At 68.6% G+C, this 25,263-nt stretch carries 23 protein-coding genes; 16 read left to right on the forward strand and 7 right to left on the reverse strand.

Annotation, left to right across the window (positions count from 1 at the left end; translation table 11 throughout):
• The first annotated feature begins 17 nt into the window (after nucleotides 1-17).
• From phaC to phbB, 3 genes are all read left to right on the forward strand, one after another.
• Nucleotides 18-1,823: a class I poly(R)-hydroxyalkanoic acid synthase gene (gene phaC, locus ACQ4L4_RS00245; protein ID WP_431102244.1), complete on the forward strand. Its 1,806-nt coding sequence runs from the start codon at nucleotides 18-20 to the stop codon at nucleotides 1,821-1,823.
• 112 nt (nucleotides 1,824-1,935) lie between these two features.
• Nucleotides 1,936-3,123, forward strand: coding sequence for an acetyl-CoA C-acetyltransferase (locus tag ACQ4L4_RS00250; protein WP_431102245.1), 1,188 nt, complete (start codon nucleotides 1,936-1,938; stop codon nucleotides 3,121-3,123).
• 130 nt (nucleotides 3,124-3,253) lie between these two features.
• On the forward strand, nucleotides 3,254-3,991 hold the full coding sequence (gene phbB, locus ACQ4L4_RS00255) for an acetoacetyl-CoA reductase (RefSeq protein ID WP_377156759.1): 738 nt from the start codon (nucleotides 3,254-3,256) through the stop codon (nucleotides 3,989-3,991).
• A gap of 141 nt (nucleotides 3,992-4,132) precedes the next feature.
• Here the strand turns inward: phbB and ACQ4L4_RS00260 are convergent, their stop codons facing one another.
• On the reverse strand, nucleotides 4,133-4,939 hold the full coding sequence (locus tag ACQ4L4_RS00260) for an IclR family transcriptional regulator domain-containing protein (RefSeq protein WP_431102247.1): 807 nt from the start codon (nucleotides 4,937-4,939) through the stop codon (nucleotides 4,133-4,135).
• Nucleotides 4,940-5,022: 83 nt separating this feature from the next.
• Between ACQ4L4_RS00260 and ACQ4L4_RS00265 the strand changes: the two genes are divergently transcribed.
• The 10 genes from ACQ4L4_RS00265 (at nucleotide 5,023) to ntrC (ending at nucleotide 16,211) form a co-directional block, all read left to right on the forward strand.
• The gene (locus ACQ4L4_RS00265; protein ID WP_377162067.1) at nucleotides 5,023-5,835 is read left to right on the forward strand and encodes a TIGR00266 family protein; all 813 of its coding nucleotides are present in this window, start codon (nucleotides 5,023-5,025) and stop codon (nucleotides 5,833-5,835) included.
• A gap of 293 nt (nucleotides 5,836-6,128) precedes the next feature.
• On the forward strand, nucleotides 6,129-7,157 hold the full coding sequence (locus ACQ4L4_RS00270; RefSeq protein WP_431102248.1) for a YncE family protein: 1,029 nt from the start codon (nucleotides 6,129-6,131) through the stop codon (nucleotides 7,155-7,157).
• A gap of 95 nt (nucleotides 7,158-7,252) precedes the next feature.
• Nucleotides 7,253-8,128, forward strand: a complete 876-nt coding sequence (locus ACQ4L4_RS00275; RefSeq protein ID WP_431104840.1) for a polysaccharide deacetylase family protein — start codon at nucleotides 7,253-7,255, stop codon at nucleotides 8,126-8,128.
• Between the two features lie 71 nt (nucleotides 8,129-8,199).
• Complete coding sequence (locus ACQ4L4_RS00280; RefSeq protein ID WP_377156753.1) at nucleotides 8,200-9,252, forward strand: sterol desaturase family protein; 1,053 nt, start codon at nucleotides 8,200-8,202, stop codon at nucleotides 9,250-9,252.
• A complete protein-coding gene (locus ACQ4L4_RS00285) occupies nucleotides 9,252-10,229 on the forward strand; it encodes an EI24 domain-containing protein (protein WP_431102249.1) in 978 nt (325 codons plus the stop codon). The genes ACQ4L4_RS00280 and ACQ4L4_RS00285 overlap by 1 nt, the downstream gene beginning before the upstream one ends.
• A gap of 54 nt (nucleotides 10,230-10,283) precedes the next feature.
• Nucleotides 10,284-11,078 (forward strand): competence/damage-inducible protein A, encoded by a 795-nt coding sequence (locus ACQ4L4_RS00290; RefSeq protein WP_431102250.1) that lies wholly within the window; start codon nucleotides 10,284-10,286, stop codon nucleotides 11,076-11,078.
• Nucleotides 11,079-11,321: 243 nt separating this feature from the next.
• Nucleotides 11,322-12,740 carry a type I glutamate--ammonia ligase gene (gene glnA / locus ACQ4L4_RS00295; protein WP_377156747.1) on the forward strand — a complete coding sequence of 473 codons (1,419 nt, stop codon included), beginning with the start codon at nucleotides 11,322-11,324 and terminating at the stop codon, nucleotides 12,738-12,740.
• A gap of 219 nt (nucleotides 12,741-12,959) precedes the next feature.
• Nucleotides 12,960-13,499 carry a hypothetical protein gene (locus ACQ4L4_RS00300; RefSeq protein WP_431102251.1) on the forward strand — a complete coding sequence of 180 codons (540 nt, stop codon included), beginning with the start codon at nucleotides 12,960-12,962 and terminating at the stop codon, nucleotides 13,497-13,499.
• A gap of 63 nt (nucleotides 13,500-13,562) precedes the next feature.
• Nucleotides 13,563-14,672, forward strand: coding sequence for a nitrogen regulation protein NR(II) (gene glnL / locus ACQ4L4_RS00305; RefSeq protein ID WP_377156742.1), 1,110 nt, complete (start codon nucleotides 13,563-13,565; stop codon nucleotides 14,670-14,672).
• Between the two features lie 42 nt (nucleotides 14,673-14,714).
• Nucleotides 14,715-16,211, forward strand: coding sequence for a nitrogen regulation protein NR(I) (ntrC, locus tag ACQ4L4_RS00310; protein WP_377156740.1), 1,497 nt, complete (start codon nucleotides 14,715-14,717; stop codon nucleotides 16,209-16,211).
• Here ntrC and ACQ4L4_RS00315 read toward each other — a convergent pair.
• Together ACQ4L4_RS00315 and ACQ4L4_RS00320 are read right to left on the reverse strand one after the other, a co-directional pair.
• Nucleotides 16,174-16,440 (reverse strand): hypothetical protein, encoded by a 267-nt coding sequence (locus ACQ4L4_RS00315; RefSeq protein ID WP_431102252.1) that lies wholly within the window; start codon nucleotides 16,438-16,440, stop codon nucleotides 16,174-16,176. The two genes, ntrC and ACQ4L4_RS00315, sit on opposite strands and share 38 nt — an antisense overlap.
• A complete protein-coding gene (locus tag ACQ4L4_RS00320) occupies nucleotides 16,404-17,420 on the reverse strand; it encodes an MBL fold metallo-hydrolase (protein ID WP_431102254.1) in 1,017 nt (338 codons plus the stop codon). The genes ACQ4L4_RS00315 and ACQ4L4_RS00320 overlap by 37 nt, the downstream gene beginning before the upstream one ends.
• Nucleotides 17,421-17,540: 120 nt before the next feature.
• On the opposite strand from ACQ4L4_RS00320, the gene def reads away from it, so the two are divergent.
• Entirely contained in the window at nucleotides 17,541-18,077 is a 537-nt protein-coding gene (def, locus tag ACQ4L4_RS00325) for a peptide deformylase (RefSeq protein WP_431102256.1), read from the forward strand.
• A gap of 312 nt (nucleotides 18,078-18,389) precedes the next feature.
• A complete protein-coding gene (locus ACQ4L4_RS00330) occupies nucleotides 18,390-20,444 on the forward strand; it encodes a DUF6600 domain-containing protein (protein ID WP_431102257.1) in 2,055 nt (684 codons plus the stop codon).
• Between the two features lie 251 nt (nucleotides 20,445-20,695).
• Here ACQ4L4_RS00330 and ACQ4L4_RS00335 read toward each other — a convergent pair whose 3' ends face one another.
• From ACQ4L4_RS00335 to ACQ4L4_RS00345, 3 genes are read right to left on the reverse strand one after another with little or no spacing between them, the layout of a single operon-like run.
• Entirely contained in the window at nucleotides 20,696-21,613 is a 918-nt protein-coding gene (locus ACQ4L4_RS00335) for an NAD(P)-dependent oxidoreductase (protein ID WP_431102259.1), read from the reverse strand.
• Nucleotides 21,610-22,344: an RraA family protein gene (locus tag ACQ4L4_RS00340; protein WP_431102260.1), complete on the reverse strand. Its 735-nt coding sequence runs from the start codon at nucleotides 22,342-22,344 to the stop codon at nucleotides 21,610-21,612. Before ACQ4L4_RS00340 ends, ACQ4L4_RS00335 begins: the two co-directional genes overlap by 4 nt.
• An 11-nt stretch (nucleotides 22,345-22,355) precedes the next feature.
• Nucleotides 22,356-23,357 carry a Bug family tripartite tricarboxylate transporter substrate binding protein gene (locus ACQ4L4_RS00345; protein WP_431102261.1) on the reverse strand — a complete coding sequence of 334 codons (1,002 nt, stop codon included), beginning with the start codon at nucleotides 23,355-23,357 and terminating at the stop codon, nucleotides 22,356-22,358.
• Nucleotides 23,358-23,493: 136 nt separating this feature from the next.
• Between ACQ4L4_RS00345 and ACQ4L4_RS00350 the strand changes: the two genes are divergently transcribed.
• On the forward strand, nucleotides 23,494-24,366 hold the full coding sequence (locus ACQ4L4_RS00350) for a LysR family transcriptional regulator (protein WP_431102263.1): 873 nt from the start codon (nucleotides 23,494-23,496) through the stop codon (nucleotides 24,364-24,366).
• 72 nt (nucleotides 24,367-24,438) lie between these two features.
• Here ACQ4L4_RS00350 and ACQ4L4_RS00355 read toward each other — a convergent pair whose 3' ends face one another.
• Complete coding sequence (locus tag ACQ4L4_RS00355) at nucleotides 24,439-25,206, reverse strand: DUF481 domain-containing protein (protein ID WP_431102264.1); 768 nt, start codon at nucleotides 25,204-25,206, stop codon at nucleotides 24,439-24,441.
• Between the last annotated feature and the right edge of the window lie 57 nt (nucleotides 25,207-25,263).

Consider the following 25,263-nt stretch of genomic DNA (forward strand, 5'->3'; position numbering starts at 1 on the left):
TTCTTGCTCAGGTCGGCATGAGGAGACACATGAGCGCGAACAACGCCGCAGCCGGGTTCCCCGGCGCATCGGTCCACGGTTTCGAACACTGGGCCCAGCAGGCCCAACAGACGGCCAGCAGTCTGTCGCATGGCTTCGGCGATGCCTTCAAGCAATTGCAGGCCATGCAGATCCCCGCCGACGCCTGGTCGCGGCTGCAGTCCGAGTACGTCCGCGAGGCCGGCGAGCTGTGGAACGCCGCGCTCGGTGATTCCCAGGCGGCGGCGCAGGCCGCCGCGCACGGCGCGATCGCCGCCTCGACGGCGTCCGCCACGGGTTCCGGCGCGACCGCTGCGCTGAAGGACCGCCGCTTCGCCGACGCGTCCTGGAACGACAACCGTCTGGCCCACTTCACCGCGCAGCTCTACCTGCTCAACGCCAAGACGCTGCAGCGGATGGCCGACCAGGTGCAGGCCGACGACAAGACCCGGGCGCGCGTCCGCTTCGCGGTGCAGCAGTTCGTCGACGCGGCCTCGCCGAGCAACTACCTCGCGCTCAATCCCGAAGCCCAGCAGCGCGCGCTGAACACGCAGGGCGAAAGCCTCTCGCGCGGTCTGCAGCTGCTGATGGCCGACTTGCGGCGCGGGCACGTGTCGCAGACCGACGAATCCGCCTTCGAGGTCGGCCGCAACGTCGCGACGACCGAAGGCCACGTCGTCTTCGAGAACGAGTTCTTCCAGCTGCTCGAGTACAAGCCGCTGACCGCCAAGGTGCATGCGCGGCCGCTGCTGATGGTGCCGCCCTGCATCAACAAGTACTACATCCTCGACCTGCAGCCGGAGAACTCGCTGATCCGCTACGCGGTGGCGCAGGGGCACCGCACCTTCGTGGTGAGCTGGCGCAATCCCGATGCGGACTGCGTGCACTGGACCTGGGACGACTACATCGGCCGCGCCGCGATCAAGGCCATCGAGGTCACGCGCGAGATCGCCGGCACCGACACGATCAACACGCTGGGCTTCTGCGTCGGCGGCACGATCCTGGCGACCGCGCTGGCCGTGCTGGCCGCGCGCGGCGAGCAGCCCGCCGAAAGCGTCACCCTGCTGACCACGCTGATCGACTTCAGCAGCAACGGCGTGCTGGACCTGTTCATCGACGAGCAGGCCGTGCAGCTGCGCGAGATGACGCTGGGCGACCAGGCGGTGAGCGGTCCGGGCCTGCTCAAGGGCCAGGAGCTCGCGACGACCTTCAGCTTCCTGCGCCCCAACGACCTCGTCTGGAACTACGTCGTCGGCAACTACCTGAAGGGCGATGCGCCACCGGCCTTCGACCTGCTGTACTGGAACGGCGACGCGACCAACCTGCCGGGTCCGATGTACTGCTGGTACCTGCGCCACACCTACCTGCAGAACGACCTGCGCGTGCCCGGTCAGTTGACCGTCTGCGGCGAGAAGGTCGACCTCGGCGCGATCCAGGCGCCGGTCTACATCTACGGCTCGCGCGAGGACCACATCGTCCCGTGGGACGCCGCCTACCGCAGCACGCAGGTGTTCAAGGGCAAGAAGCGTTTCGTGCTCGGCGCGTCCGGGCACATCGCCGGCGTCATCAATCCGCCGGAGAAGAAGAAGCGCAGCCATTGGCTGGGGAAAGGCGCGGCGCTGCCCGCCGATCACCAGCAATGGCTGCAGGGCGCCACCGAGCATCCCGGCAGCTGGTGGACCGACTGGTCGCAGTGGCTGGCCGGCCACGCGGGTCCGCAGAAGGCGGCACCGCGCAAGCCGGGCGGTCACGGCCACGAGGCCATCGAGCCGGCGCCAGGCCGCTATGTGAAGCAGCGCGCGTGAAACCCACTCCCGCGCAGTGAGAACCCATCCGGTTCAGAGTTGATTCCGCCAGTTCATCCAGCAGTCACCCGCTGACGCCCGCCGTCCAGCAGTTTCGAAAAAGGAGACCGTCATGAGTTCACCCCAAGACATCGTCATCGTCGCCGCGACGCGCACGCCGATCGGCAAATTCGGAGGGACGCTGTCGAAGACCCCCGCCAGCGAGCTGGGCGCGATCGTCATCCAGGAGCTGCTGCGCAGAAGCGGCCTGCAGCCCGACCAGATCAACGAGGTCATCCTCGGCCAGGTGCTGACCGCCGGCGTCGGCCAGAACCCGGCGCGCCAGGCCGTCATCAAGGCGGGCCTGCCAGTGACCGTGCCGGCGCTGACGATCAACAAGGTCTGCGGCTCCGGCCTGAAGGCCGTGATGCTGGCCGCGCAGGCGATCCGCGACGGCGATTCGGACATCATCATCGCCGGCGGCCAGGAGAGCATGAGCCTGGCGCCGCACGTGCTGCCGGGCTCGCGCGAAGGCCAGCGCATGGGCGACTGGAAGCTGGTCGACACGATGATCACCGACGGCCTGTGGGACGTGTACAACCAGTACCACATGGGCATCACCGCCGAGAACGTGGCCAAGGAGTACCACGTCAGCCGCGCGCAGCAGGATGAACTGGCGCTGGCGAGCCAGCAGAAGGCCGCCGCGGCGCAGGACGCGGGCCGCTTCACCGCCGAGATCGTGCCGGTGACGATCCCGCAGAAGAAGGGCGATCCGGTGGTGTTCTCGGCCGACGAGTTCATCAACCGCAAGTCCAACGCCGAGGCGCTGGCCGGGCTGAAGCCCGCCTTCGACAAGGCGGGTTCGGTGACGGCCGGCAACGCGTCGGGCCTGAACGACGGCGCCGCGGGCCTGGTGCTGATGACCGACGCCAAGGCCAAGTCGCTGGGGCTGACGCCGCTGGCGCGCCTGGCCTCGTACGCGAGCGCCGGCGTCGATCCCAAGACCATGGGCATGGGCCCGGTGCCGGCGTCGAGGAAGGCGCTCCAGCGCGCCGGCTGGCAGCCCAAGGACCTGGACCTGCTCGAGATCAACGAGGCCTTCGCCGCGCAGGCCTGCGCGGTGCATCAGGAGATGGGCTGGGACGTCAGCAAGGTCAACGTCAACGGCGGCGCGATCGCGCTGGGCCATCCGATCGGCGCGTCCGGCGCCCGCATCCTGGTCACGCTGCTGCACGAGATGATCAAGCGCGATGCGAAGAAGGGCATCGCCAGCCTGTGCATCGGCGGCGGCATGGGCGTCGCCCTGTGCGTCGAGCGCTGAAGCGATCAGCGATTTCCCGGCTTCTTTCCCGCTTCGTTCCGGAGTGGTTTTTTCGCGTCTTTCCCGTACCGATATTCCAGGCACCCCGACCGCGGACGCGGCGCACCGGGGGGTCATACAGGAGGCAAGCATGAGTCAGAAAGTTGCATACGTCACCGGCGGCATGGGCGGCATCGGCACCGCCATCTGCCAGCGCCTCCACAAGGAAGGCTTCAAGGTCATCGCCGGTTGCGGCCCGAGCCGCGATCACGCCAAGTGGCTGTCCGAGCAGACGGCGCTGGGCTACACGTTCTATGCCTCGGTCGGCAACGTGGCGGACTGGGACTCGACCGTCGCCGCCTTCGATCGCACGATCGCGGAGCATGGGCCGATCGAGGTGCTGGTCAACAACGCGGGCGTGACCAAGGACCGCATGTTCCTCAAGATGACCCGCGACGAGTGGGACACCGTCATCGACACCAACCTCAACAGCATGTTCAACGTCACCAAGCAGGTGGTGCCGGGCATGGTCGACAAGGGCTGGGGGCGCATCATCAACATCTCGTCGGTCAACGGCGAGAAGGGCCAGGTCGGGCAGACCAACTACTCGGCGGCCAAGGCCGGCATGCACGGCTTCACGATGGCGCTGGCGCAGGAGCTGGCGGCCAAGGGCGTGACGGTGAACACCGTCAGCCCGGGCTACATCGGCACCGACATGGTGAAGGCGGTGAGGCCCGACGTGCTCGAGAAGATCGTGGCCGGCATCCCGGTGAAGCGCCTGGGCGAACCCGAGGAGATCGCCTCGATCGTCGGCTGGCTGGCTGGCGAGACGTCCGGCTTCACCACCGGCGCGGACTTCAGCTGCAACGGCGGGCTGCACATGGGCTAGTGAGTCGGAACTCGCTCAGCCCGGCTGAGCGACATCGACGAACGGCCTGCGGACCGAAAGTCCGAAGGCCGGGCGCATGCAAAGAAGGGCTGCCTCGGCAGCCCTTCGTCGTTGCCGGACGCAAGAATGCGCCCTTCAGCCTCAGTCCTTCTTCATCAGCACCAGCAGCTGCGACAGGTTCTGCGCCGCCGCCTGGAGCTTGGGCAGACCCTGTTCCAGCAGCAGTTGCGGCGGCGTGCGCGAGGCATGCGTGCTGACGTTCATCGCCGCCACGACCCGGCCGTCACGGCCGGTGATGGGCACGGCGACGCTCAGCACGCCATCCTCGAGTTCCTGGTCCACCAGGCACCAGTGCTGACGCCGCGCCTGCTCGATCGCGGCGCGCAGTTCCTCGTGCGAGCGCACGGTGTTGCTCGCGCGTCGCGCCAGCTGCACCTGCGCCACGCGGGTCTCGCGTTCCTCGACCGTCAGCGAGGCCAGCAGCACGCGGCCCGTGGCCGTCGCCCACGCCGGCAGACGGCTGCCGATGCCCATCGGGTCCGACAGGATCTTGCGCAGCGGCGCGCGCAGCACGAAGACCACGTCGTCGCCGTCGAGCACCGCGATGGAGACGGACTCCCGCAGGTCGTTGGCCAGCTGGATGGCCACCGGCTCGGCGAAGCGCCACAGCGGTTGCGAGGACAGGTAGGCGAAGCCGAGATCGAGGATCTTCGGCGTCAGCTCGAACAGCCGCCCCTCCGATCTCACGTAGCCCAGCGTCTGCAGCGTCAGCAGGATGCGACGCGCGCCGGCGCGCGTCAGTCCGCAGCGCTTGGCGACTTCCGTCAGCGTCTGCCGGGCGTGGTGGGTATCGAAGGTCCGGATCACCGACAGGCCGCGTGCGAAGGATTGCACGTAGCTGTCGCCGGGCTTCAGGGGGGTGTTGGGTGCGCTTTCGTCAGGAGACATGGGCGTCATGACCGCAGTATAGGAAGGCCGCGAGACGTTAATATCGCGCCCGTTTCCGGGTGAAAAGACAGAAAGTGAAGACCATGGCCATGGATGTAGTCGACTACGAAATCAAGGGTGCCGAGATGCAGTTCGTCGAGGTCGAACTCGACCCCGGCGAAGCAGCGATCGGTGAAGCCGGCAGCATGATGTTCATGGATGCCGGTATCGGCATGGACACGGTGTTCGGCGACGGGTCCGCCAACCAGGGCGGTTTCTTCGGGAAGTTGCTGGGCGCCGGCAAGCGGCTGGTGACCGGTGAATCGCTGTTCACCACGGTCTACACGAACCAGAGTCATGGGAAGTTGCGGGTCGCTTTCGCGGCGCCGTATCCCGGCAAGATCCTGCCGATGGATCTGGGCAAGCTCGGGGGCACGCTCATCTGCCAGAAGGATGCGTTCCTGTGTGCGGCCCGCGGCGTGTCGCTGGGGATCGCACTCCAGCAGCGCCTGTCGACTGGCTTCTTCGGTGGCGAAGGGTTCATCATGCAGAAGCTCGATGGTGATGGGCTGGCCTTCGTGCATGCAGGGGGTACCGTGGTTCGACGTACGCTCCAGCCGGGTCAGACGCTGCTGGTGGATACCGGCTGCGTCGTCGCCTACACGCCCAGCGTGAGTTTTGAGATCCAGTACGTAGGCAAGATCAAGACCGCCCTGTTCGGCGGCGAAGGTCTGTTCCTGGCGAAGCTGACCGGCCCCGGCGAGATCTGGCTGCAGAGCCTGCCGTTCTCCCGTCTGGCTTCGCGTGTCTTCGCCGCGGCCCCGCAACGCGGGGGCTCCCGGGAAGAGGGCGGCCTGTTGACCGGCATCGCCGGCGGCGGATTGCTGGGTGGCCTGCTGGGCGGCGACGACGAATAAGTCGTCGGGCGAAGTTCGCCATGCGCAGACTTGCCGCAACGCTGGCGGCAAGTCTGGCGCAACCGGATGCAACGGCAGGCCCAGACGACCGTCCCGTGACTGACTCGCTGGCCGCGTGAAGACGGCGCCTCGAATCGCTCAAGATCAGCTCACGCACCGGACCTGTCTGGCGCCCAAGCCCGCATCAGCAGGGGCTGCGCGGCCCTGTTCCGGCCGGGACCTAGGGTGAACCCGCCTACACTTGAGGGCTGCGTGGCGCTGGGCGCGCCGGGCATCTCCTGTTGAGGATCTCCATGCTGTCTTCCCTCGTGCGGCCCGTGCGGGCCGCCCTGGCCGTCACCGCCCTGGTCGTTGCCGCCTTGGGCGCGCTGACCGCGGCCCCGGCCGCCTTCGCGTCCGTCGGCAGTCCCATCTTCGTGCTGAACTCGCTGGACGCCGACATCAGCGTCATCGACCCGAAGGACTTCCGCGAGCTCAAGCGCATCCCGACCGGCAAGGAGCCCCATCACCTCTACCTGACGCCCGACCGCAAGACGATGGTCGTGGCGAACGCGCTGGGTGACTCCCTGACCTTCCTCGATCCGGTGACGGCCGAAGTGCAGCGCACCGTGCGCGGCATTCCCGATCCCTACCACCTGCGCTTCTCGCCCGACATGAAGTGGCTGGTGCTGGCCGGCAATCGCCTGGACCACGTCGACATCTACAAGTGGCAGCCGCAGAACGCGGCACAGCCGCTGGCGCTGTTCAAGCGTTTCTCCGCGCCGAAGACGCCGAGCCACCTGTCCATCGACAGCAGGAGCAGCGTCGTCTACGCGAGCCTGCAGGACAGCAGCGAGCTGCTGGCGATCGACCTGAACACGATGGCCGCGCGCTGGAAGATCCCCGTCGGCAAGCTGCCCGCCGATCTCTACCTGACGCCCGACGACAAGTACCTGCTGGTCGCGCTGACCGGCGAGCGCAGCGTCGAGGTCTACGACGTCAGCGCCGCGCAACCCAAGCTGGTCAAGCGCATCGAGACCGGCGACGGCGCCCACTCGTTCCGCGCGCTCGGCGACAGGAAGCATGTGCTGGTGAGCAACCGCGCGGCCAACACGATCAGCAAGATCGCGCTGGCGGACTTCACGGTCGTCGACACGTTCAAGGCTCCCGGCGGCCCGGACGACATGGAGATCCTGACCGACGGCCGCACGCTGATGTTCACGTCGCGCTGGGCCCGCAAGCTCACGGTGATGGACCTGCAGACCAAGCAGATCCTGCAGCAGGTCAAGGTCGGCAAGTCGCCGCACGGCGTGTGGACGCTCGACCAGATGCCGCGCCAGTGAGCGCGACCCCACCCAGGCCACTACCCGTGAAGACTTCGTTCGTCCTGCGCCAGGCGCGCCGTCATGCGCTGCGTCAGGTGTCGCGTCATGGCGCGATGCTGCTGCTCGGCCTGACCGCGGTCGTGCAGGCGCAGCCGCAGTCCGCGCCAGCGCCGGCCGCCGCGACCTGCGACAAACCCGTCTATCTGACCTTCGACACCGGCCACATGGGGGTCGCGCCCTTGATCGTCGACACGCTCAAGCGCTTCGACGCGAAGGCGACGTTCTTCCTGGCGCAGGAGCCGACGATGGACGGCGGCCAGACGCTCGACGACAAGTGGGCGCCCTGGTGGAAGCAGCTGGCGGAGCAGGGCCATGACTTCGGCTCGCACACCTGGTTCCACGACGCCTGGTCGGCGGATCTGCCCGACGGGAAGTTCCGCTTCAAGCGCGCGGCGGGCGAGCAGGTGCCGCAGAACGTCGTGCTGACCTCGGCCGAGTACTGCGAGGAGCTCAAGCGCCCCGCGCGGCGCTTCCTCGAGATGACGGGGCGGCCGATGTCGATGATCTTCCGCGCGCCGGCCGGGCGCACCTCGCCGGCGCTGCTCGCGGCGGCGCAGGCCTGCGGCTTCCGGCATGTGGGCTGGAGCGCGTCGGGTTTCCTCGGCGACGAACTGCCGAGCGACAAGTTTCCCAACCAGGCGCTGCTCGATCAGGCGCTGCGACGTGTGAAGCCCGGCGACATCCTGATGGCGCACCTGGGCATCTGGTCGCGGCAGGACCCCTGGGCGCCGACGGTGCTGGAACCGCTGCTGCAAGGGTTGAAAGCCCGGGGCATGTGCTTCGCGCCGTTGCGCGATCATCCGGAGTACGTCGCGTGGATGCGCAGGCCGCAGGAGGCGGTCGCCCTGAAGGCGACGTCGGCCGCGGGCACCGCGGCCTCCGGCGGTGGCGCCGGGGCGCCAGGCCCGAAGGACGCGCTCAGGCGCTGAAGCGTCGGCGTGTGGACGTGCTTCCGGGCTGAAGCGGCGATGCATCGATTTTCAGGAGGGCCGACGGCGTGATGGACTGGTTCACCGATCTGTTCGGACAGGTGCAGCAGGCGCTGTTCGAAAGCGTCATTCAACCGATCGTCTTCAACCTGGGTTACGGCAACCTGCTCGAGGACGCGTTCGACGCGACCGGCTGGCTGTTGGTCGGCCTGATCCAGATCATCGTGATGCTGGCGGTGATCGGCGCCTTGCAGCGCTGGCGTCCGGCTGAGGCCGTCACCGACCGCCACGCGATCCGCATCGACATCCTCTACACGCTGATCCAGCGGCTGGGCCTGTTCCGGCTGGTGATGTTCTTCTCGCTGGAACCGCTGTTCGACAGCGCCGTCGGCGAGATGCGCATGCACGGCATCCCGACCTTCCAGCTCGACGCGCTGTGGCCCGGCGTCACCGACGTGGCCTGGGTCAGCTTCGTGGTCTACCTCGTCGCCTTCGACCTGCTGATGTACTGGCTGCATCGCGCGCAGCATTCGTGGAACTGGTGGTGGGCGCTGCATTCGCTGCACCACAGCCAGCGCCAGATGACGATGTGGAGCGACAGCCGCAACCATCTGCTCGACGACCTGATCATCGACAGCGCCGTCGCGGTGACGGCGCGGCTGATCGGCGTCGGTCCCGGACAGTTCGTCGCGCTGGTGGCGATCTCGCAGCTGCTGGAGAACCTGCAGCACGCGAACCTGCGCCTGACCTTCGGCCTGATCGGCGAGCGGCTGCTGGTGAGCCCGCGCTTCCACCGCTTGCACCATTCGATCGGCATCGGCCATGAGGGCTTCGGCCGCGGCACCTTGGGCGGCCACAACTTCGCGGTGATGTTCCCGATCTGGGACGTGCTGTTCCGCACCGCCAACTTCGAGGACCGCTGGGATCCGACCGGCGTGCGCGACCAGTTGCCGGAGGAGGGCGGTCGCGACTACGGGCGCGGTTTCTGGGCGCAGCAGTGGCTGGGACTCAAGCGGATGGTCGGGCGTGACAAGATCGCGGACGCGCCCGGGAACGGATCGACCCCGTCCGGCGGCGCGCCCATGGACATCGCCGGCCGCGCGCCGGCCGGAGGGAACGACTGATGATCAAGCCGATGAGCCGCCTGGCGGACTCGTTCTGGCGCGCCGCCGCGTACTGCCTGCATCCGCGGGTGATCGGCCTGTCGCTGCTGCCGTTGATCGTGTCGGCGGCGCTGGCGTTCGGGCTCGGCTACTTCTTCTGGGAAGCGGCGGTCGCCGGCGTGCGCGCGACGATGGAGTCGTGGAGTCTCATCGACGGCATGCTGAAGTGGCTGGACAGCCTCGGCGCCGCGTCCTTCCGCACCGTGCTCGCGCCCATCATCGTGCTGGCGATGGCCGTGCCGGCGCTGGTCGTGCTGAGCCTGCTGCTGGTGGCGCTGCTGATGACGCCGTCGATGGTGGACCTGGTCGCGCAGCGGCGCTTCGCCAGCCTGGAGCGCAAGCACGGCGCGGGTTTCGTCGCGAGCCTGAGCTGGTCGCTCGGCCACACGGTGCTGTGCGTCGTGCTGCTGATCGCGTCGCTGCCGTTCTGGCTCATCCCGCCGCTGGCGCTGATCCTGCCGCCGCTGATCTGGGGCTGGTTGGGCTACCGCGTCTTCACCTTCGACGTGCTCGCCGAGCATGCGTCCGGCCCCGAGCGCCGCCGCCTGATCACCGAGCACCGGATGCCGCTGCTGGTGCTCGGCCTGGCCACCGGCTACCTCGGTGCGGCGCCTGCCGCGATCTGGGCGATGGGCGCGCTGACGATCGCCTTCGCGCCGGTGCTGATCCTGGTCTCGGTGTGGCTGTACACGCTGGTCTTCGCGTTCAGCTCGCTGTGGTTCTCGCATTACGCGCTGGCCGCGTTGCAGGAGATGCGGCGCGCCGACACCGTCGCCGATCGCGCGCCGGATCCGGTGATGGACGCGCTGCCGGCGAACTACGAGGCTGCACCGCCGCGTGTCCTGGACCAGGTCGACCAGATCGAGAATGTCGACGACAGGCAAGACCCGGCCCCCGGTCCGACGCCCCGCATCGAGAACAAGCCGTCGCCGCTCTGATCCCGATCCAGGCCCGCGCCGACCTCCGCTCCCACGCTTTCGCAGGAACCCCGCATGAACATCGGCCTCTTCATCATCGGCGACGAGATCCTCTCCGGAAAACGCCAGGACAAGCACCTGTCCAAGGTGATCGAGCTGCTGGGCGCGCGCGGCCTGTCGCTCGCCTGGGCGAAGTACCTCGGCGACGACCGCGAGCACCTGATCCGCGAGTACCGCGCCGCCTTCGACAGCGGCGACCTGTTCTTCAGCTGCGGCGGCATCGGCGCGACGCCGGACGACCACACGCGCCAGGCCGCGGCCGCGGCGCTCGGTCGACCGCTCGAGCTGCATCCCGAAGCCGCGGACCTGATCTGGCAGCGCGTCCAGCAGATGGCCGCGGAGCAGGGCACGACGCCCGAGCGTGACCATCCGGACACGCGGCGCCGCATGGAGATGGGCGTGTTCCCCCAAGGGGCCGCCATCATCCCGAACCCGTACAACAAGATCCCCGGCTTCTCGGTCGGTCGCGCCTACTTCGTCCCCGGCTTCCCGGTGATGGCGCACCCGATGATCGAGTGGGTCCTGGACCACCTGCACGCCGACCTGCATCGCGAGGTCGGCACGCGGGAGCGCTCGCTGATCGTGCAAGGCGCCATGGAAGCCAGCCTGACGCCGCTGATGGAACGCGTCGAGTCCGACTTCCCCGGCATCAAGGTCTTCTCGCTGCCCAGCGTCGACCACCCGCAATGGGGCCGGCACATCGAACTGGGCGTCAAGGGCGACCCGGCCGCCATGGACGCCGCCTACGCTGCCCTGCGGGCGGGCGTGGTTCAGTTTGGTGCCGCCATCAGCACTGAATTGGTGCGATGATGCACCGCTTCGGGCAGGTCGCCCGGACGATGCCGGGCGTGGTCGGGCAGCGGATCTCTCTGATCGCCTGACACCGCCCCCGTGTGGCGCGTTGGGCATCAAGGGCTTGCGTGCCATGCACCGCTCTGGCGCCTGACTGTCACCGTGCCGCCATCTGTTGGCATGCAAACTGCTAAATCGTCCGCGCTGGGCCGATGCCCCACGACTCTTTCTTTCTCATCCAGCCCCCTCTAGGAGTGATTGATGGCCACCAAGACCGTCGCCGACGTGATGAACCTGGTCAAGGAGCATGAAGTCAAGTTCGTTGACTTCCGCTTCACCGACACGCGCGGCAAGGAGCAGCACGTGACCGTGCCCGTCTCCCATTTCGACGAAGACAAGTTCACGTCGGGCCATGCCTTCGACGGCTCCTCGATCGCCGGCTGGAAGGGCATCGAAGCGTCCGACATGCTGCTGATCCCGGATCCGAACACGGCCAACATCGACCCGTTCTTCGAAGAACCGACCCTGATCCTGAGCTGCGACGTCATCGATCCGACCGACGGCAAGGCCTATGAGCGCGATCCGCGCTCGCTGGCCCGTCGCGCCGAGGCCTACCTGAAGTCGTCCGGCCTGGGCGACACCGCCTACTTCGGTCCGGAACCCGAGTTCTTCATCTTCGACAGCGTGCGCTGGAACGTCGACATGTCCGGCTCCTTCGTCAAGATCGAGGCGGAAGAAGCGGCCTGGAACACCGGCAAGGACTACGAGCACGGCAACAGCGGCTACCGTCCGACCGTCAAGGGCGGCTACTTCCCGGTGCCCCCGGTCGACAGCGGCCAGGACATGCGCTCGGAGATGTGCCTGATCCTGGAACAGATGGGCATCCCCGTCGAAGTCCACCACCACGAGGTCGCGAACGCGGGCCAGATGGAGATCGGCACCAAGTTCAGCTCGCTGGTCCAGCGCGCCGACTGGCTGCAGCTGCAGAAGTACATCATCCAGAACGTCGCGCACGCCTACGGCAAGACCGCCACGTTCATGCCGAAGCCCATCGTCGGCGACAACGGCTCGGGCATGCACGTCCACCAGTCGGTGTGGAAGGACGGCAAGAACCTGTTCGCCGGTGACGGCTACGCCGGCCTGAGCGACTTCGCGCTGTACTACATCGGCGGCATCATCAAGCACGCCCGCGCGCTGAACGCCATCACCAACCCCGGCACGAACTCGTACAAGCGCCTGGTGCCCGGCTTCGAAGCCCCGGTGAAGCTGGCCTACTCGGCCAAGAACCGTTCGGCCTCGATCCGCATCCCGTACGTGGCGAACCCCAAGGGCCGCCGCATCGAGGCGCGTTTCCCGGATCCCTCGGCCAACCCGTACCTGGCCTTCGCGGCCCTGCTGATGGCCGGTCTGGACGGCGTCGAGAACAAGATCCATCCGGGCGAAGCCGCCACGAAGGACCTGTACCACCTGCCGCCGGAAGAAGACGCGAAGATCCCGACCGTCTGCCACTCGCTGGACCAGGCGCTGGAGTACCTGGACAAGGACCGCGCGTTCCTGACCAAGGGCGGCGTGTTCACCGACAGCTTCATCGATGCCTACATCGAGCTGAAGATGCAGGAAGTCCAGCGCTTCCGCATGACCACCCACCCGGTCGAGTTCGACATGTACTACTCGCTGTGATCGTCCGCGCGGAGGGCGCCATGACCGCTTCGGCACGGCCCGCTCCGCACGTTCGTGACCACGCAGAGGGACGGCTCCGGCCGTCCCTTTCTCATTGGCGCGCCGTGCCGGACCTTCCCCGCGCGTACACCTGGCAACAGCGCGTGAATGCACGCCCTCGCCTGACAGTGACTGATTGCGTCACAATGCCCGACGACTCTGGTCAGTTAGAAGCAGGGAATGCAGATGACGCTGCAGCACAAGCGGGTGGGACGTTCGTGGTTGGTGATGATGCTGACCGCCATGGTGGGCATGGCGGCCGGGCAGGCATCGGCGCAGGGCGTGGTGTATCGCTGCCCCGGCCCCCCCGTGCTGTACACCGACGCGATGTCCGCCAAGGAAGCCGCCGACAAGGGCTGCCGCAGCATCGAGGGCACGCCGATCTCCGTGATCGCGCCGAGCAAGCCGCGCGCGCCGTCGACGACGGCGCCCGCCTCGGGAGGTCAGAGTGCTGACCTCAAGGTCGATGTCAAGGACCAGCGTGTCCGCGACGACGACCGCCGCCGCATCCTCGAGCAGGAACTGCGCGACGCCGAAGGCAAGCTCGCCAAGATCCAGCAGGAATACAACAACGGCCAGCCCGAGCGCCGCGGCGACGAACGCAACTACCAGAAGTACCTGGACCGCACGACCGAGCTCAAGGCTTCGGTGTCGCGCCAGGAGGCCGACGTCCAGGCCATCAAGCGCGAGCTCGCCAAGCTTCCGCCGCCCAACCTCTGATCGAGGGACGGCGGGCGGGGCCGCCGGCCTGTCGCGCGTCGATGGCGACGAGAGCGACACCGCATGAAGAAGACGCCCGCCCCAGTTCCCCACGATCCGCATCACGCGCAGTACGCCTGCTTCGACCTGCTGGCGACCCTGGTCGCCGTGGTCCGAGCCGACGGCACCTGCGAGTTCGCCAACACCGCCGTCGAGACGCTGTTCAACCTGCCGCGCCGCGCGGTGCAGGGCAGCAACCTGCTCGAATGGTTCGTCGACACCGGGCGTGTGGTCGAGGCGCTCGAGGAGGTGAGCCGCAACGCGTTCTCGAGTTCGCGCTTCGACGCCACCATCCGTCGCGGCCCGCGCACGCATGACGACCTGCTGCCGGTGCACGTGATCGTCAGCCAGACCGACGACCCGCAGCGGCTGGTGATCGAGCTGATCGAGAACGCGCAGCAGACTCGCCAGGACCGCGAGGAACGCAACCTCGACCAGGTCCACGCGACCAAGGAACTGACGCGCAACCTCGCGCACGAGATCAAGAATCCGCTGGGCGGCATCCGCGGCGCGGCGCAGCTGCTGGCGCTGGAGCTGCAGCCGACGGACCTGTGGCCGGAGCTCGAGGAATACACCGAGGTCATCATCCACGAGGCCGACCGGCTGCAGTCGCTGGTCGACCGGCTGCTGGCGCCGCACCGGCGCGCGCAGGTGGTGGGCGACGTCAACATCCACGAGGTCTGCGAGCGGGTGCGCACGCTGGTGCTGGCGCAGTACCCGCGCGGGCTGACGATGATCCGCGACTACGACATCTCGCTGCCCGACTTCCGCGGCGACCGCGAGCAGCTGATCCAGGCGGTGCTCAACATCGTCCAGAACGCCGCGCAGGCGCTGCACGAGCGCATCCCGATGGGCGATGCCTTCATCGCCCTGCGCACACGCGTGGCCCGGCAGGTGACCATCGGCAAGCAGCGCTGGCGCTTGGCATTGGAATTGCATATCGAAGACAACGGCCCGGGCGTGCCCGAGGAGATCAAGGACCGCATCTTCTTTCCGCTGGTTTCAGGGAGAGAGGGCGGTTCCGGTCTCGGGCTGACGCTGGCGCAGACGATCGCCCAACAGCACCAGGGGATGATCGATTGCGACAGCCAGCCGGGTCGGACCGATTTCCGAATCACCCTGCCTTTGCCCTGAGCCGCGGCCACAAGCCGACAACGGGGGAAAGGGGAGCCATAGATGAAGTCGATCTGGATTGTTGACGACGACCATTCCATCCGTTTTGTTCTCGAGAAGGCGCTGACGCGCGAAGGGCTGCCGGTGCGCAGCTTCAGCCAGACCCGCGAGGTGCTGGCCGCGCTGGAGGAGGACACGCCGCAGGTGCTGGTGTCGGACATCCGCATGCCGGGCGGCTCGGGCCTGGAGCTGCTGAGCACGATCAAGAAGCAGCTGCCGGGGCTGCCGGTGATCATCATGACGGCCTACTCGGACCTGGACAGCGCGGTGAGCGCGTTCCAGGGCGGGGCCTTCGAATACCTGCCCAAGCCCTTCGACCTGCCCCGCGCGGTGGAGCTGATCCGGCGCGCGCAGGAAGAGAGCCAGCGCGAAGCCGTCGGCGAGGCCGAGCAGGTGCAGATGCCCGAGATGTTGGGCCAGGCGCCGGCGATGCAGGACGTGTTCCGCGCGATCGGCCGGCTGAGCCAGAGCCACGTGACGGTGCTGATCACCGGCGAGTCGGGTTCCGGCAAGGAACTGGTGGCGCGGGCGCTGCACAAGCACAGTCCGCGCGCGGACGGGCCGTTCGTCGCGATCAACACGGCGGCGATCCCGAAGGACCTGCTGGAGTCGGAGCTGTTCGGCCATGAGCGCGGCGCGTTTACCGGCGCGCAGGCGACGCGGCGCGGCCGCTTCGAGCAGGCCGAGGGCGGCACGCTGTTCCTCGACGAGATCGGCGACATGCCGCTGGACCTGCAGACGCGCTTGCTGCGCGTGCTGTCCGACGGCCAGTTCTATCGCGTCGGTGGTCACAGCCCGCAGAAGGCGAATGTGCGCGTGGTCGCGGCGACGCACCAGAACCTCGAGACGCTGGTCAAGGAAGGGCGCTTCCGCGAAGACCTGTTCCACCGCCTGAACGTGATCCGCCTGAGACTGCCGCCGCTGCGCGAGCGCCGCGAGGACGTGCCGCTGCTCACGCGCTACTTCCTGCAGCGCAGCGCGGGCGAGTTGGGCGTCGAGCCGAAGCGGCTGTCGGAGGCGGCGCTGCAGCGCCTGGTGAACTTCGACTTCCCGGGCAACGTCCGGCAACTGGAGAACATCTGCCACTGGCTGAGCGTGATGGCGCCGAGCCTGGTGGTGGAGGCCAAGGACCTTCCGCAGGAACTGCTGGCGCAGCCCGGCGCGCATGCGTCGGCGATCTCCGCCACGATGTCGTCCGAGGTCATGCCGCTGGCGAGCGGGCTGACGAGTTCGGCTGCATCCACATCGATGCCGTTGCCGGCGGTGCCGATTCCGCCGTCGCCGGACGCGTGGGTCGCCGAGATGGCGCGCGAGGCCAGACGCCTGCTCGCGGCCGGCGAGCCCAACGTGTGGGACGTGCTGACGCGTCGCTTCGAGGCCAGCTTGATCCTGACCGCGCTGGACCTGACGCGCGGCCGCCGCATCGAGGCCGCGCAGAAGCTCGGCATCGGACGCAACACGATCACGCGGAAGATCCAGGAGTTGAATCTCGACGCGTGACGCACCGCTTCACGCATGACCTCACGGCGGCCTTGGCCGCCGTTTTCTTTGGGGTGTTGTCGACGCAGATGCCGACGCCGATGCCGACGCCGATGCCGACGCCGATGCCGATGCCGATGCCGATGCCGATGCCGATGCCGATGCCGATGCCGATGCCGATGCCGATGCCGATGCCGAACGGCCGCCTCGCGCTCAGGCTGTCGAAGCCTTGTCGAGCTTGTCCAGCCACACGCTCAACCCCTGCGCATTCAGCTCGACATCCATCGCCAGCAGCGCGGCCACACGCGTCGGCGGCATGCGCTCGCCGCAGTGTTCGATGGCGCGGCGCTGGTACAGCGCGAGCAACTCGCGCTTGAGCGCAACGTGCCGATCCGGCGCGTCCTTCAGCCGCAGCGCGATCGCTTCCATCTCGTCGATCTGCGCGACCAGCAGCGCGGCGAGGCGCTCGACGTCCGCCGCATCGCGGCCGACGACGCTGTAGTGCGTCAGGTACATGCGCGACGGCCGCGTCGCCATCATCCGCGCGATCGAGGCGCGCAGCGCGTCCGGCTCGAACTGCACCGGCGTGCTGGTCGGCATGATCCACGCGCCGCGTTCGGGATCGTCGAACTCGCGATACGACAAGCCGAAGGTGTCGCCGGTGAACCAGCCGCCGCTCGTCTCGTCCCACACGCAGTGGTGATGGCGCGCGTGCCCCGGCGTGTCGATCAGCCGCAGCGGGCGCGCGCCCACGGTGATGCGCTGCTCATCGCTGCTCGCCTGCGCGCGCGATTCCGGAACGCCCGCCAGCTCGCCGTAGGAGCGGCGCATCTCCGCCTCGCCGTAGACCGCGAGCGCACCGGCCCACAGCGCGGACGGATCGACCATGTGCCGCAGTCCGCGCGGATGCACCAGCAGCGTCGCCAACGGGAGTTCCGCCATCAGCGGACCGACGCCGCCGGCGTGGTCCAGATGCACATGGGTCGGGATCACCCAGTCCACGGCGTCGCGCGGCACGCCGAGCGCCTCCAGCGCGCCGAGCAGCCGCGGCAGCGCCAGCCGCGTGCCCGTGTCGATGAAGGCCGCGCGCCCGCCGTCGACGATCAGGAACGCCGCGTCGAAGTGGTCGCGCTGAAAGGCCGTGTCGATGGCGAAGACGCCGGGACCCAGCGGTTCGAGGTAGGCCGGCAGTGATGCCGGGGCTGAGGGCAGGGCGGTGGTGACGCTCACGGGCGGTCTCCGGGTCGGGTTCTTAGAATGGTCCCCAGATTACGTGATGGCGCCTCCGGCCGCCGTCGCCTGCATGACCCGCCACGCTTCCCCCGGAAGCCACCGCACAAGGAACCCGCCATGGCCGTTCGAGACATCCTGAAGATGGGCGACCCGCGCCTGCTGCGCCACGCCAAGCCGGTGGAGGACTTCGACACGCCGGAGCTGAAGCAGCTGCTCGAGGACATGTTCGACACGATGAAGGCCGCCAACGGCGCCGGCCTGGCCGCGCCGCAGATCGGCGTGGACCTGCAGGTGGTCGTCTTCGGTTTCCAGCGCAACGAGCGTTATCCGGAGGCGCCGCCGGTGCCGATGACGGTGCTGATCAACCCGACCATCGAGCCGCTGTCCGACGACATGGAAGAGGGCTGGGAAGGCTGCCTGTCGGTGCCGGGATTGCGCGGCGTCGTGCCGCGGCTGAGCCGCATCCGGTACCGCGGCTTCGACGCCTTCGGCAGCCTGATCGACCGCGAGGCCGAGGGCTTCCACGCCCGCGTCGTCCAGCACGAATGCGATCACCTGGTCGGGACGCTGTATCCGATGCGCATCAAGGACTTCAGCCGCTTTGGTTTCACCGAGATCCTGTTCCCGGGCCTGGACCCGAACACCGACGATTGACCCGGGCGCAATCCCGGGCGCGCCGGGTGCCGGAGCAGTGCCGGAACCTGTTGCGAGCGTCTGCGAGCGTCTGGTGGCGCGCAGTCGGACCGGATGGATATCGCGGATGGACATACGCCGTCCGCTTGACCTTCGCGCAACAGGGCGTCAAGTTGTAAGCAGGCGTGCACCAGGACGTCGCCAAAGCGTTAAGAAGCGATCGCGGAGTTCCGCGTCCCGCATTCCTCCGGATACCGGTGGAGGCTCAAGGCCATGACAGACTCGATGACCCGTTCGCTGAATCGTTCACCAGATCGTCCGCCGGAGCACGCGTTGTTCCGACGCCCGACCCCCGGGCTGGCGCGTGCGCGGGATCGCGGGGCGCTGTCGCGCTGGTGGATCGCGACCTCGCTGGTGCTGGTCGCGCTGGCGGCGTTGCTGGCCCATGGCCCGGCGATGGCGGACGCCCCGTCGCGCGCGGGGCGGCTGGCCGATCTGGCGGGCTCGGTGTGGCTGTACGACGCCGATGAACGCGAATGGGTGCAGATGCACCGCAACCAGAGCATCGGCGAAGGCGATCGGCTGCGTTCCGACGACGGGAGCGGCGCGACGGTCACCATCGGCACGTCCACGCTGTGGATCGACCAGCGCAGCGAGATCGAGTTCAATGCGCTCGCCGACAACCGCATCGCGGTGCAGATCGTGAAGGGCGCGGTCGGTCTGCGGGTGCGGGGCCAGGAGTCGGCCGATGAATGGACGGTGCGCACGCTCGAAGGCCGCTTCGGCTTCGAGCGCGAGGGCCTGTACCGCGTGACGCAGCTGGATCGCGGCAGCGAGGCGCAGGCGTGGCAGGGCAAGCTGCGCTTCGACTCGCGCGCGACCGACGCGCAGCCGGTCTGGCTGGGAACGAACGAACAGGCCGAGTTCTGGTGGGACAACGGCCCGCGCACCGAGCGTCAGCCGCTGGAGCAGGACGGCTTCGCGCGCCTGATGCTGGAAGACAGCCGCGACGCGGTCCAGCCGCTGGTGGGCAGCGGCACGAGCGTGCCCTACGTGTCGCCGGAGATGACCGGCGCTGAAGATCTGGCGCGCTACGGCGCCTGGGAACAGAGCTCGGATTACGGCGCCGTGTGGGTGCCGCAGGTGGTCGTCGCCGACTGGGCGCCGTACCGCTACGGCCGCTGGATGTGGAGCGCGCGCTGGGGCTACACCTGGGTGGACGACATGCCCTGGGGCTTCGCACCGTTCCATTACGGCCGCTGGGCCTACTGGCGCGACCGCTGGTGCTGGGTGCCGGGACCGTATGTGCGTCGTCCCGCGTATGCGCCGGCGCTGGTCGGCGGGGTGGGGCCGGGGATCTCGATCGGCGTTGTCGTGGGGGGAGGCCGGCGTCCGCCGCCGCCGCGCTACGGCAGCTGGGTGCCGCTGGCGCCGCGCGAGGCCTGGACCCCGGGCTTCCGCCACAGCCAGGCCTACTGGCGCCGCGTGAATCCGGATGCGAATCCGGCCACCGTCGTGCGGCCGGGTCAGCGCCCACCGGCCTATCGGAACGAGCGTGACCACGGCGCGCTCTACACGCAACGCCCTGTGTCGGCGCCGCTGCCGGCGACCGCGCTGCAGCCGCAGCGCGCGTGGCCGCCGCGTCCGATCGGGCAGGCCGATGGTCGTCCGGATGGCCGCCCTGATGGGCGCAATGACGGACGTGCGTTCGTGGACCGCAATCACGATGGTCGGCCGGATGGCCCCAACGACGGTCGCAATGGCGGACGGAATGACGGTCGTAACGATGGCCGCAACGAAAGCCGCCCCTTCATGGACCGGAACGGTGACGGTCGCCCGGACGCGCCGAATGATGCGCGGCCCGGAGAGAGCCGCCCGGTTCGCGGCGTGATCCGCCCCGAGCCCGACAACGCCACGGTGCGGCCGCAGCTGCCGCAGCTGCCGCAGGCGCAGCAGACGCCGCCCGCGCAGACGGTGGTGCCGCAGCGCGGTCCCGACGTGCAACGTCCGTCGGAGCGCCGCGATGGCGATCGCGATCGGAGCGACTGGCGCCATCGTGGCCCCGATCGTGTCGAGCAGCCGCGGGTGGAGCAGCCACGGTTCGAGCAGCCTCGTGTTGAACAACCGCGCTTCGAGCAGCCCCGTGCGGAGCAGCCTCGTTTCGAGCGTCCGCAGCAACCGCGGTTCGAGCAACCGCAGCAGCCGCGGTTCGAGCAACCGCGCGTGGAGCAGCCTCGCGTCGAAGCGCCGCGCCCGATGCCGCAGCAGCCGCGCGTCGAGGCGCCGCGTCCCGCCCCGCGGGCCGAGCCGCCACGGGCCGCGGAACCTCCGCGCGCGGTGGATCCGCCGCGCCGCAACGACGGCCCCGGCCGTCAGATGGAGCGCTGAACGAGAGACTGAGGGGCGCGAGCCCCTCAGTGCTTTTTGGGCCTCGCCGCAGTGGGATGGCCCAGCAGCCATCAGCCATCAGTCATGAGCCATCAGTCATGAGTCATGAGCCATGAGCCATGAGACCGTTAGCTCATCAGCCCGCCAGCCCGCCAGCCCGCCAGCCCGCCAGCCCGCCAGCCCGCCCGCCAGCCCATCAGCCCATCAGCCCATCAGCCCATCAGCCTGTCAGCCTGTCAGCCTGTAGCCTGTCAACCCGCGAGCGCGGCCAGCACGTTGCGCGCCGCGGCGATGCCCATCTTCACGTAGGCGTCGGCGGTGACGCCGCCGATGTGCGGACTGAGCAGGATGCGCGGTTCGTGAATGAACGGATGGTCCACCGGCATCGGCTCGATCGCGAAGCTGTCGAGGCCCGCTCCGGCCACCTGTCCGCTGCGGACGGCCTCGAGCAACGCGGCCTCGTCGATCAAGCCGCCGCGCGCCGTGTTGACGACGATCACGCCACGTCTGCACGCCGCGAGCGTGCCCGCGTCGAGCAGCCCTGCGTTGTCCGCCGTCAGCGGACAGTGCAACGAGATCACGTCGGCCTCGCGCCAGAGCTGATCCAGCGCGACGCGTTCGATGAACGCGGGCAGCTCCTTCGCGAACGGATCGGATCCGATCACGCGCATGCCCATCGCGTCGGCCATCCGCGCGAAGCGTTGCCCGATCGCGCCGAGACCGACGAGACCCACCGTGCGCCCCTCCAGCTCGATGCTCTTGTGCGTCGCCTTGTCCCAGTGCCCATCACGCATTCGCGCGTCCAGCGCCACGACCGATTTCGCGCAGGCCAGCAGCAACGCCATCGCCTGCTCGGCCACGGCCGCCGCATTGGCGCCGGCCGCGGCCACCACGTGGATGCCGCGCGCAGCGGCGGCGGCCTTGTCGATCGTGTCCGTGCCGCTGCCGTGCTTGGAGATCACTTTCAAGGCCGGTGCCGCCTCGATCGCCGCCGCGCCGACCTTGCTGTAGCGCACGATGATCGCCGTCGGATTGCGCGCGCGGCAGAGGTCGACGATGTCGTCCTCGCTGGGCGTCCTGCCGGCGTAGATCACCTCGAAGTCCGACAGCAGCGCGAGCGCCTGCGGCGCCAGGTCCGCGCCGGTCACGAGCAGCACGGGACGGCTCACAGCGTCTCTCCGTCCTTGATCACGCCCGCGGCGCGCAGCGCGCCGTCGAGCCAGGCCGGCCGCAACGCCACGCGATCACGGATGCCCGCGATGCGGGCCGTCTCGGCGGCGACCTTCGCTTCGGCCAGCGGCAGCAGCGACGCGGCCCTGGCGCGCTCGACCACGGTGACGCCGTCGGCATCGCCGACGACCAGGTCGCCCGGATGCACCGTCACGCCGCCGATGGAGACGGGATGGTTCAAGCGGCCGGAGACCGACTTCGTCGGCCCGTTGGGATTCAAGCCCGCGGCGAACATCGGGAAGCCGAGCGCGCGGATCGCCTCGCTGTCGCGCACGGCACCGTCGATCACGACGGCCGCGATGCCGAGCGCCACGCATTGCTGCGACATGATCTCGCCCATCAGTGCGCTCGACAGGTCGCCCTTGCCGTCGACGACCAGCACGTCGCCCGGCTGCGCCAATGCCATGGCGGCGTGGATCATGAGGTTGTCCCCTGGCCGCACCTCGACGGTGATGGCGGTGCCCGCGAAGCGCATCGACGGGGACAGCCCCTGGATGCGCCCGTGCAACGCGCCGCGGCGTCCCGCGACGTCGGCCAGGATGGACGACGGATAGGCGGCGGCGCGCGCCACGACCTCCGCGGGCGTGCGTTCGATGTCCCGGATCACGTCGGGCAGCGCGTCGGGCGTCGTGCTCTGCGTCGCGTTCGGCAATGCGGCGGCTTGACTCATGGGGCTCTCCTTCAATCGATCTTGATGCCGGCGTCCTTCACGACCTTGCCCCAGCGGGCGAGGTCCTGGCGGATGAGCTGGCTGAACTGGTCGGGGGTGCTGACGGTGACGGCGACGCCTTCGTCGCCGAGCTTCTTCACGAGCGCGGGCTGCTGCAGCGCCTTGGTGAACTCGCTGTTCAATCGGGCGACGATCTCCGGCGGCGTGCCGGCCGGTGCGAGGAAGCCGAACCAGGTCGCCGACTCCGCGCCCTTGAAGCCGGATTCGGCCAGCGTCGGCACGTTGGGCAGCTCGGGCAGCCGCTTGTCCGAGGTCACCGCGAGCGGCCGCAGCTTGCCCTGGCGGATGTGGCCGAGCAGCGACGGCGTGGTCGACATGTACAGGTCCACGTTGCCGCTGACGACGTCGGTCAGCGCCTGCCCCACGCCCTTGTACGGCACGTGCTGGAGCTTCACGCCAGCGGCCTTCTGGAACAGCTCGGTGGCGAGATGCGCGACCGTGCCGTTGCCGGCCGATGCGTAGTTCAGCGCACCCGGCTGGGCCTTGGCGGCGGCCACGGCGTCGGCGATGGTCTTCAGTTTCGAGTCGGCCGAGGTCACCAGCACCAGCGGCGCCCGCGCGACCAGGCCGATGGGCGCGAGGTCCTTCGCGGGGTCGTAGGGCATGCGCGCGTACAGCCACGGATTGATCGAGAGGTTGCTGCTCTGGCCGAGCACCAGCGTGTAGCCGTCCTTGGCCGACTTGGCGGCCGCGTCCACGCCGAGATTGCCGCCGGCGCCGGGCTTGTTCTCGATGACGAAGACCCACTTGGTCGAGGTCGCCACCGCCTGCGTGACCTCGCGGGCGATCACGTCGGTGCCGCCGCCGGGCGGGAAGGGCACGTAGACGCGGATGGGCTTGTTGGGATAGGGCGCGGCAACGCTGGCGGTCGTCCACAGGGCCAGGGTCAGGGCGAGTGGAATGGCCAGCGGAACGGCGAGGGCCGCCCGGCGCGAGGGCATCGATCGAATCATGGGTCTGTCTCCGTGTGCGCCCCGGTCCGCAGGCCGGGGTCTGGACGTTCTTGAAGCTGTCGAGGCCAAGTATTGGCGGACCCTCCACCCCGGTCCAATCGATTATTCTTTCGTTTTCATCAGCACGGCTTTTGCTATGGATCTCCGTGACCTGCGCTACTTCGAGACCATCGCCGAGCTCGAACACGTCGGCCAGGCGGCGGAACGCCTGCATCGCACCCAGCCGGCGCTGACCGGCGCGATCCGCCGGCTCGAGAAGGCGGCCGGCGCGCCGCTGTTCGAGCGCGCGGGGCGCGGCATCCGTCTGACGCCGGCCGGCAAGGTGATGCTGCGCTGGGCGCGTCAGCTGCGCTTCGACGCGCAGGACGCGCAGCGCGAGATGAGCGACATCGGGCGCGGCCTGTCGGGCGAAGTCCGCGTCGGTGTCGTGCCGACGGCGGCGCAGTTCCTGATGCCCAAGGCGGTGAATCGACTGTTGAAGGAGGCGCCCGAGGTCACGCTGAAGACGACGGTCGCGCTGGTCGACGCGCTGATGCCGATGCTGCGCGCGGGCGAGCTGGACCTGATCGTCGGCACCGAACGGCGCGCGGAAGCGGGCTTCGTGTCGCAGCGGCTGGTCGAGGACGCCGTCGTCGTGGCCGCCTCGGCGAAACACCCGATCTTCTCGGGGAAACCGAGCCTGAAGGCGCTCGGCGAATACCGCTGGGTGCTGCAGCCGGCGGGCGCGCCGACGCGCGACTGGCTCGATCACGGTTTCGACCGGCACGGCCTGCCGCGACCGGTGGTCCAGGTGGAGAGCAGTTCGCTGCAGATGCTGCCCGCGCTGATCGCCGAGACGGGGCTGCTCAGCTTCATCTCGCGCCGCCACCTCGAAGGGCCTGGGCGGCTTCGATCACTGCGCGAGGTCGTGCTGAAAGAGATGACGATGCGCCGCCACCTGGTGGTGACGCATCGCGCCCAGGCCTACCTGCCGCCGGCGGCGACGCGGCTCATTGCGCTGCTTGGTTGAGGCGGACGATCTTCGGTCAACCGATCAACCGATCAAGCAAGCAACCGATCAACCGATCAAGCAAGCAATCGATCAATCGATCCGGTACGACACGCCGGTGATGAACAGCGTGTCGTTCTTCTTCAGCCCATCGCCGGGATTGCTGTCGTAGCGGTGCTGGACCGTGGCCGTGAGGCTGAACCGCTTGGTCATCGCGACCGAGATGCCGCCGTCGAAGGTGGCGCGGAATTCGCCGCCGTTGCGCAGGTCGGGCAGATAAGCCAGGCGCTGCTTGAGCGTCGTGTTGTCCGAGATCTTGTGGTTCGATTCTTCGGCGAACAGCAACTCGGTGTTGGCGTACCGGTCGCGCGCCACGCCGTCGACGATCGACGGCTCGACGTAGCGCTCGCGGGTGTAGCCCACGCCGGTGGAGACGTCCCAGGTCACGTTGTCCTGCTTGATCACGTGATAACCGAGACCGGTGCCGACGGAGAGTCGCGATGACAGGTTGGACGGCTCGTCCTTGAGCGCGTCGAACTGACCGAAGCCGAAGACGCGCTCGTTGATGTCGCGCTGGTAGTGCGTGCCGAAGGCGTAGCGCTGCTCGGCCTGGTCGTCGTCGTTCTTCAGGTACAGCGCGCGGCCGTTGATCGACAGCTTGTCGGTCTTCGTGGCCTTGACGGCTTCGCCGCTGAGGTTGACCGTCGTCGAGTCGCTGTTGCCCGACGAGAGACTGGCCCCGGCGGTGAACAGCGCTCGCCACTGGCCGTCGTCCTTGACGGTGACCTGGGCGAAGGAGAGCAGGGGCGAGGCGGCCAGGCAGGCGGCGGCGGAGACGGCGAGGAGGCGCGTCGGCGGCATGTCGATTCCTTTGGGGAGAGTGAGCATGCGCAGCTTCGGCAACCTCCGATCCCGTGC

The organism is Roseateles noduli (genome assembly GCF_050626985.1).
GTDB lineage: Bacteria > Pseudomonadota > Gammaproteobacteria > Burkholderiales > Burkholderiaceae_C > Roseateles > Roseateles noduli_A.

Excerpts from the sequence above, each read along its gene's own strand:
- ACQ4L4_RS00285 (WP_431102249.1), top strand. The coding sequence starts at position 9,252 with ATGATCAAGCCGATGAGCCGCCTGGCGGACTCGTTCTGGCGCGCCGCC.
- ACQ4L4_RS00260 (WP_431102247.1), bottom strand. The coding sequence starts at position 4,939 with ATGTCTCCTGACGAAAGCGCACCCAACACCCCCCTGAAGCCCGGCGAC.
- ntrC (WP_377156740.1), top strand. The coding sequence starts at position 14,715 with ATGAAGTCGATCTGGATTGTTGACGACGACCATTCCATCCGTTTTGTT.
- phaC (WP_431102244.1), top strand. The coding sequence starts at position 18 with ATGAGGAGACACATGAGCGCGAACAACGCCGCAGCCGGGTTCCCCGGC.
- ACQ4L4_RS00345 (WP_431102261.1), bottom strand. The coding sequence starts at position 23,357 with ATGATTCGATCGATGCCCTCGCGCCGGGCGGCCCTCGCCGTTCCGCTG.
- ACQ4L4_RS00275 (WP_431104840.1), top strand. The coding sequence starts at position 7,253 with ATGCTGCTGCTCGGCCTGACCGCGGTCGTGCAGGCGCAGCCGCAGTCC.
- ACQ4L4_RS00265 (WP_377162067.1), top strand. The coding sequence starts at position 5,023 with ATGGCCATGGATGTAGTCGACTACGAAATCAAGGGTGCCGAGATGCAG.
- ACQ4L4_RS00300 (WP_431102251.1), top strand. The coding sequence starts at position 12,960 with ATGCAGATGACGCTGCAGCACAAGCGGGTGGGACGTTCGTGGTTGGTG.
- glnA (WP_377156747.1), top strand. The coding sequence starts at position 11,322 with ATGGCCACCAAGACCGTCGCCGACGTGATGAACCTGGTCAAGGAGCAT.
- phbB (WP_377156759.1), top strand. The coding sequence starts at position 3,254 with ATGAGTCAGAAAGTTGCATACGTCACCGGCGGCATGGGCGGCATCGGC.
- ACQ4L4_RS00270 (WP_431102248.1), top strand. The coding sequence starts at position 6,129 with ATGCTGTCTTCCCTCGTGCGGCCCGTGCGGGCCGCCCTGGCCGTCACC.
- ACQ4L4_RS00280 (WP_377156753.1), top strand. The coding sequence starts at position 8,200 with ATGGACTGGTTCACCGATCTGTTCGGACAGGTGCAGCAGGCGCTGTTC.
- ACQ4L4_RS00350 (WP_431102263.1), top strand. The coding sequence starts at position 23,494 with ATGGATCTCCGTGACCTGCGCTACTTCGAGACCATCGCCGAGCTCGAA.
- ACQ4L4_RS00340 (WP_431102260.1), bottom strand. The coding sequence starts at position 22,344 with ATGAGTCAAGCCGCCGCATTGCCGAACGCGACGCAGAGCACGACGCCC.
- def (WP_431102256.1), top strand. The coding sequence starts at position 17,541 with ATGGCCGTTCGAGACATCCTGAAGATGGGCGACCCGCGCCTGCTGCGC.
- ACQ4L4_RS00355 (WP_431102264.1), bottom strand. The coding sequence starts at position 25,206 with ATGCCGCCGACGCGCCTCCTCGCCGTCTCCGCCGCCGCCTGCCTGGCC.
- ACQ4L4_RS00290 (WP_431102250.1), top strand. The coding sequence starts at position 10,284 with ATGAACATCGGCCTCTTCATCATCGGCGACGAGATCCTCTCCGGAAAA.
- glnL (WP_377156742.1), top strand. The coding sequence starts at position 13,563 with ATGAAGAAGACGCCCGCCCCAGTTCCCCACGATCCGCATCACGCGCAG.
- ACQ4L4_RS00250 (WP_431102245.1), top strand. The coding sequence starts at position 1,936 with ATGAGTTCACCCCAAGACATCGTCATCGTCGCCGCGACGCGCACGCCG.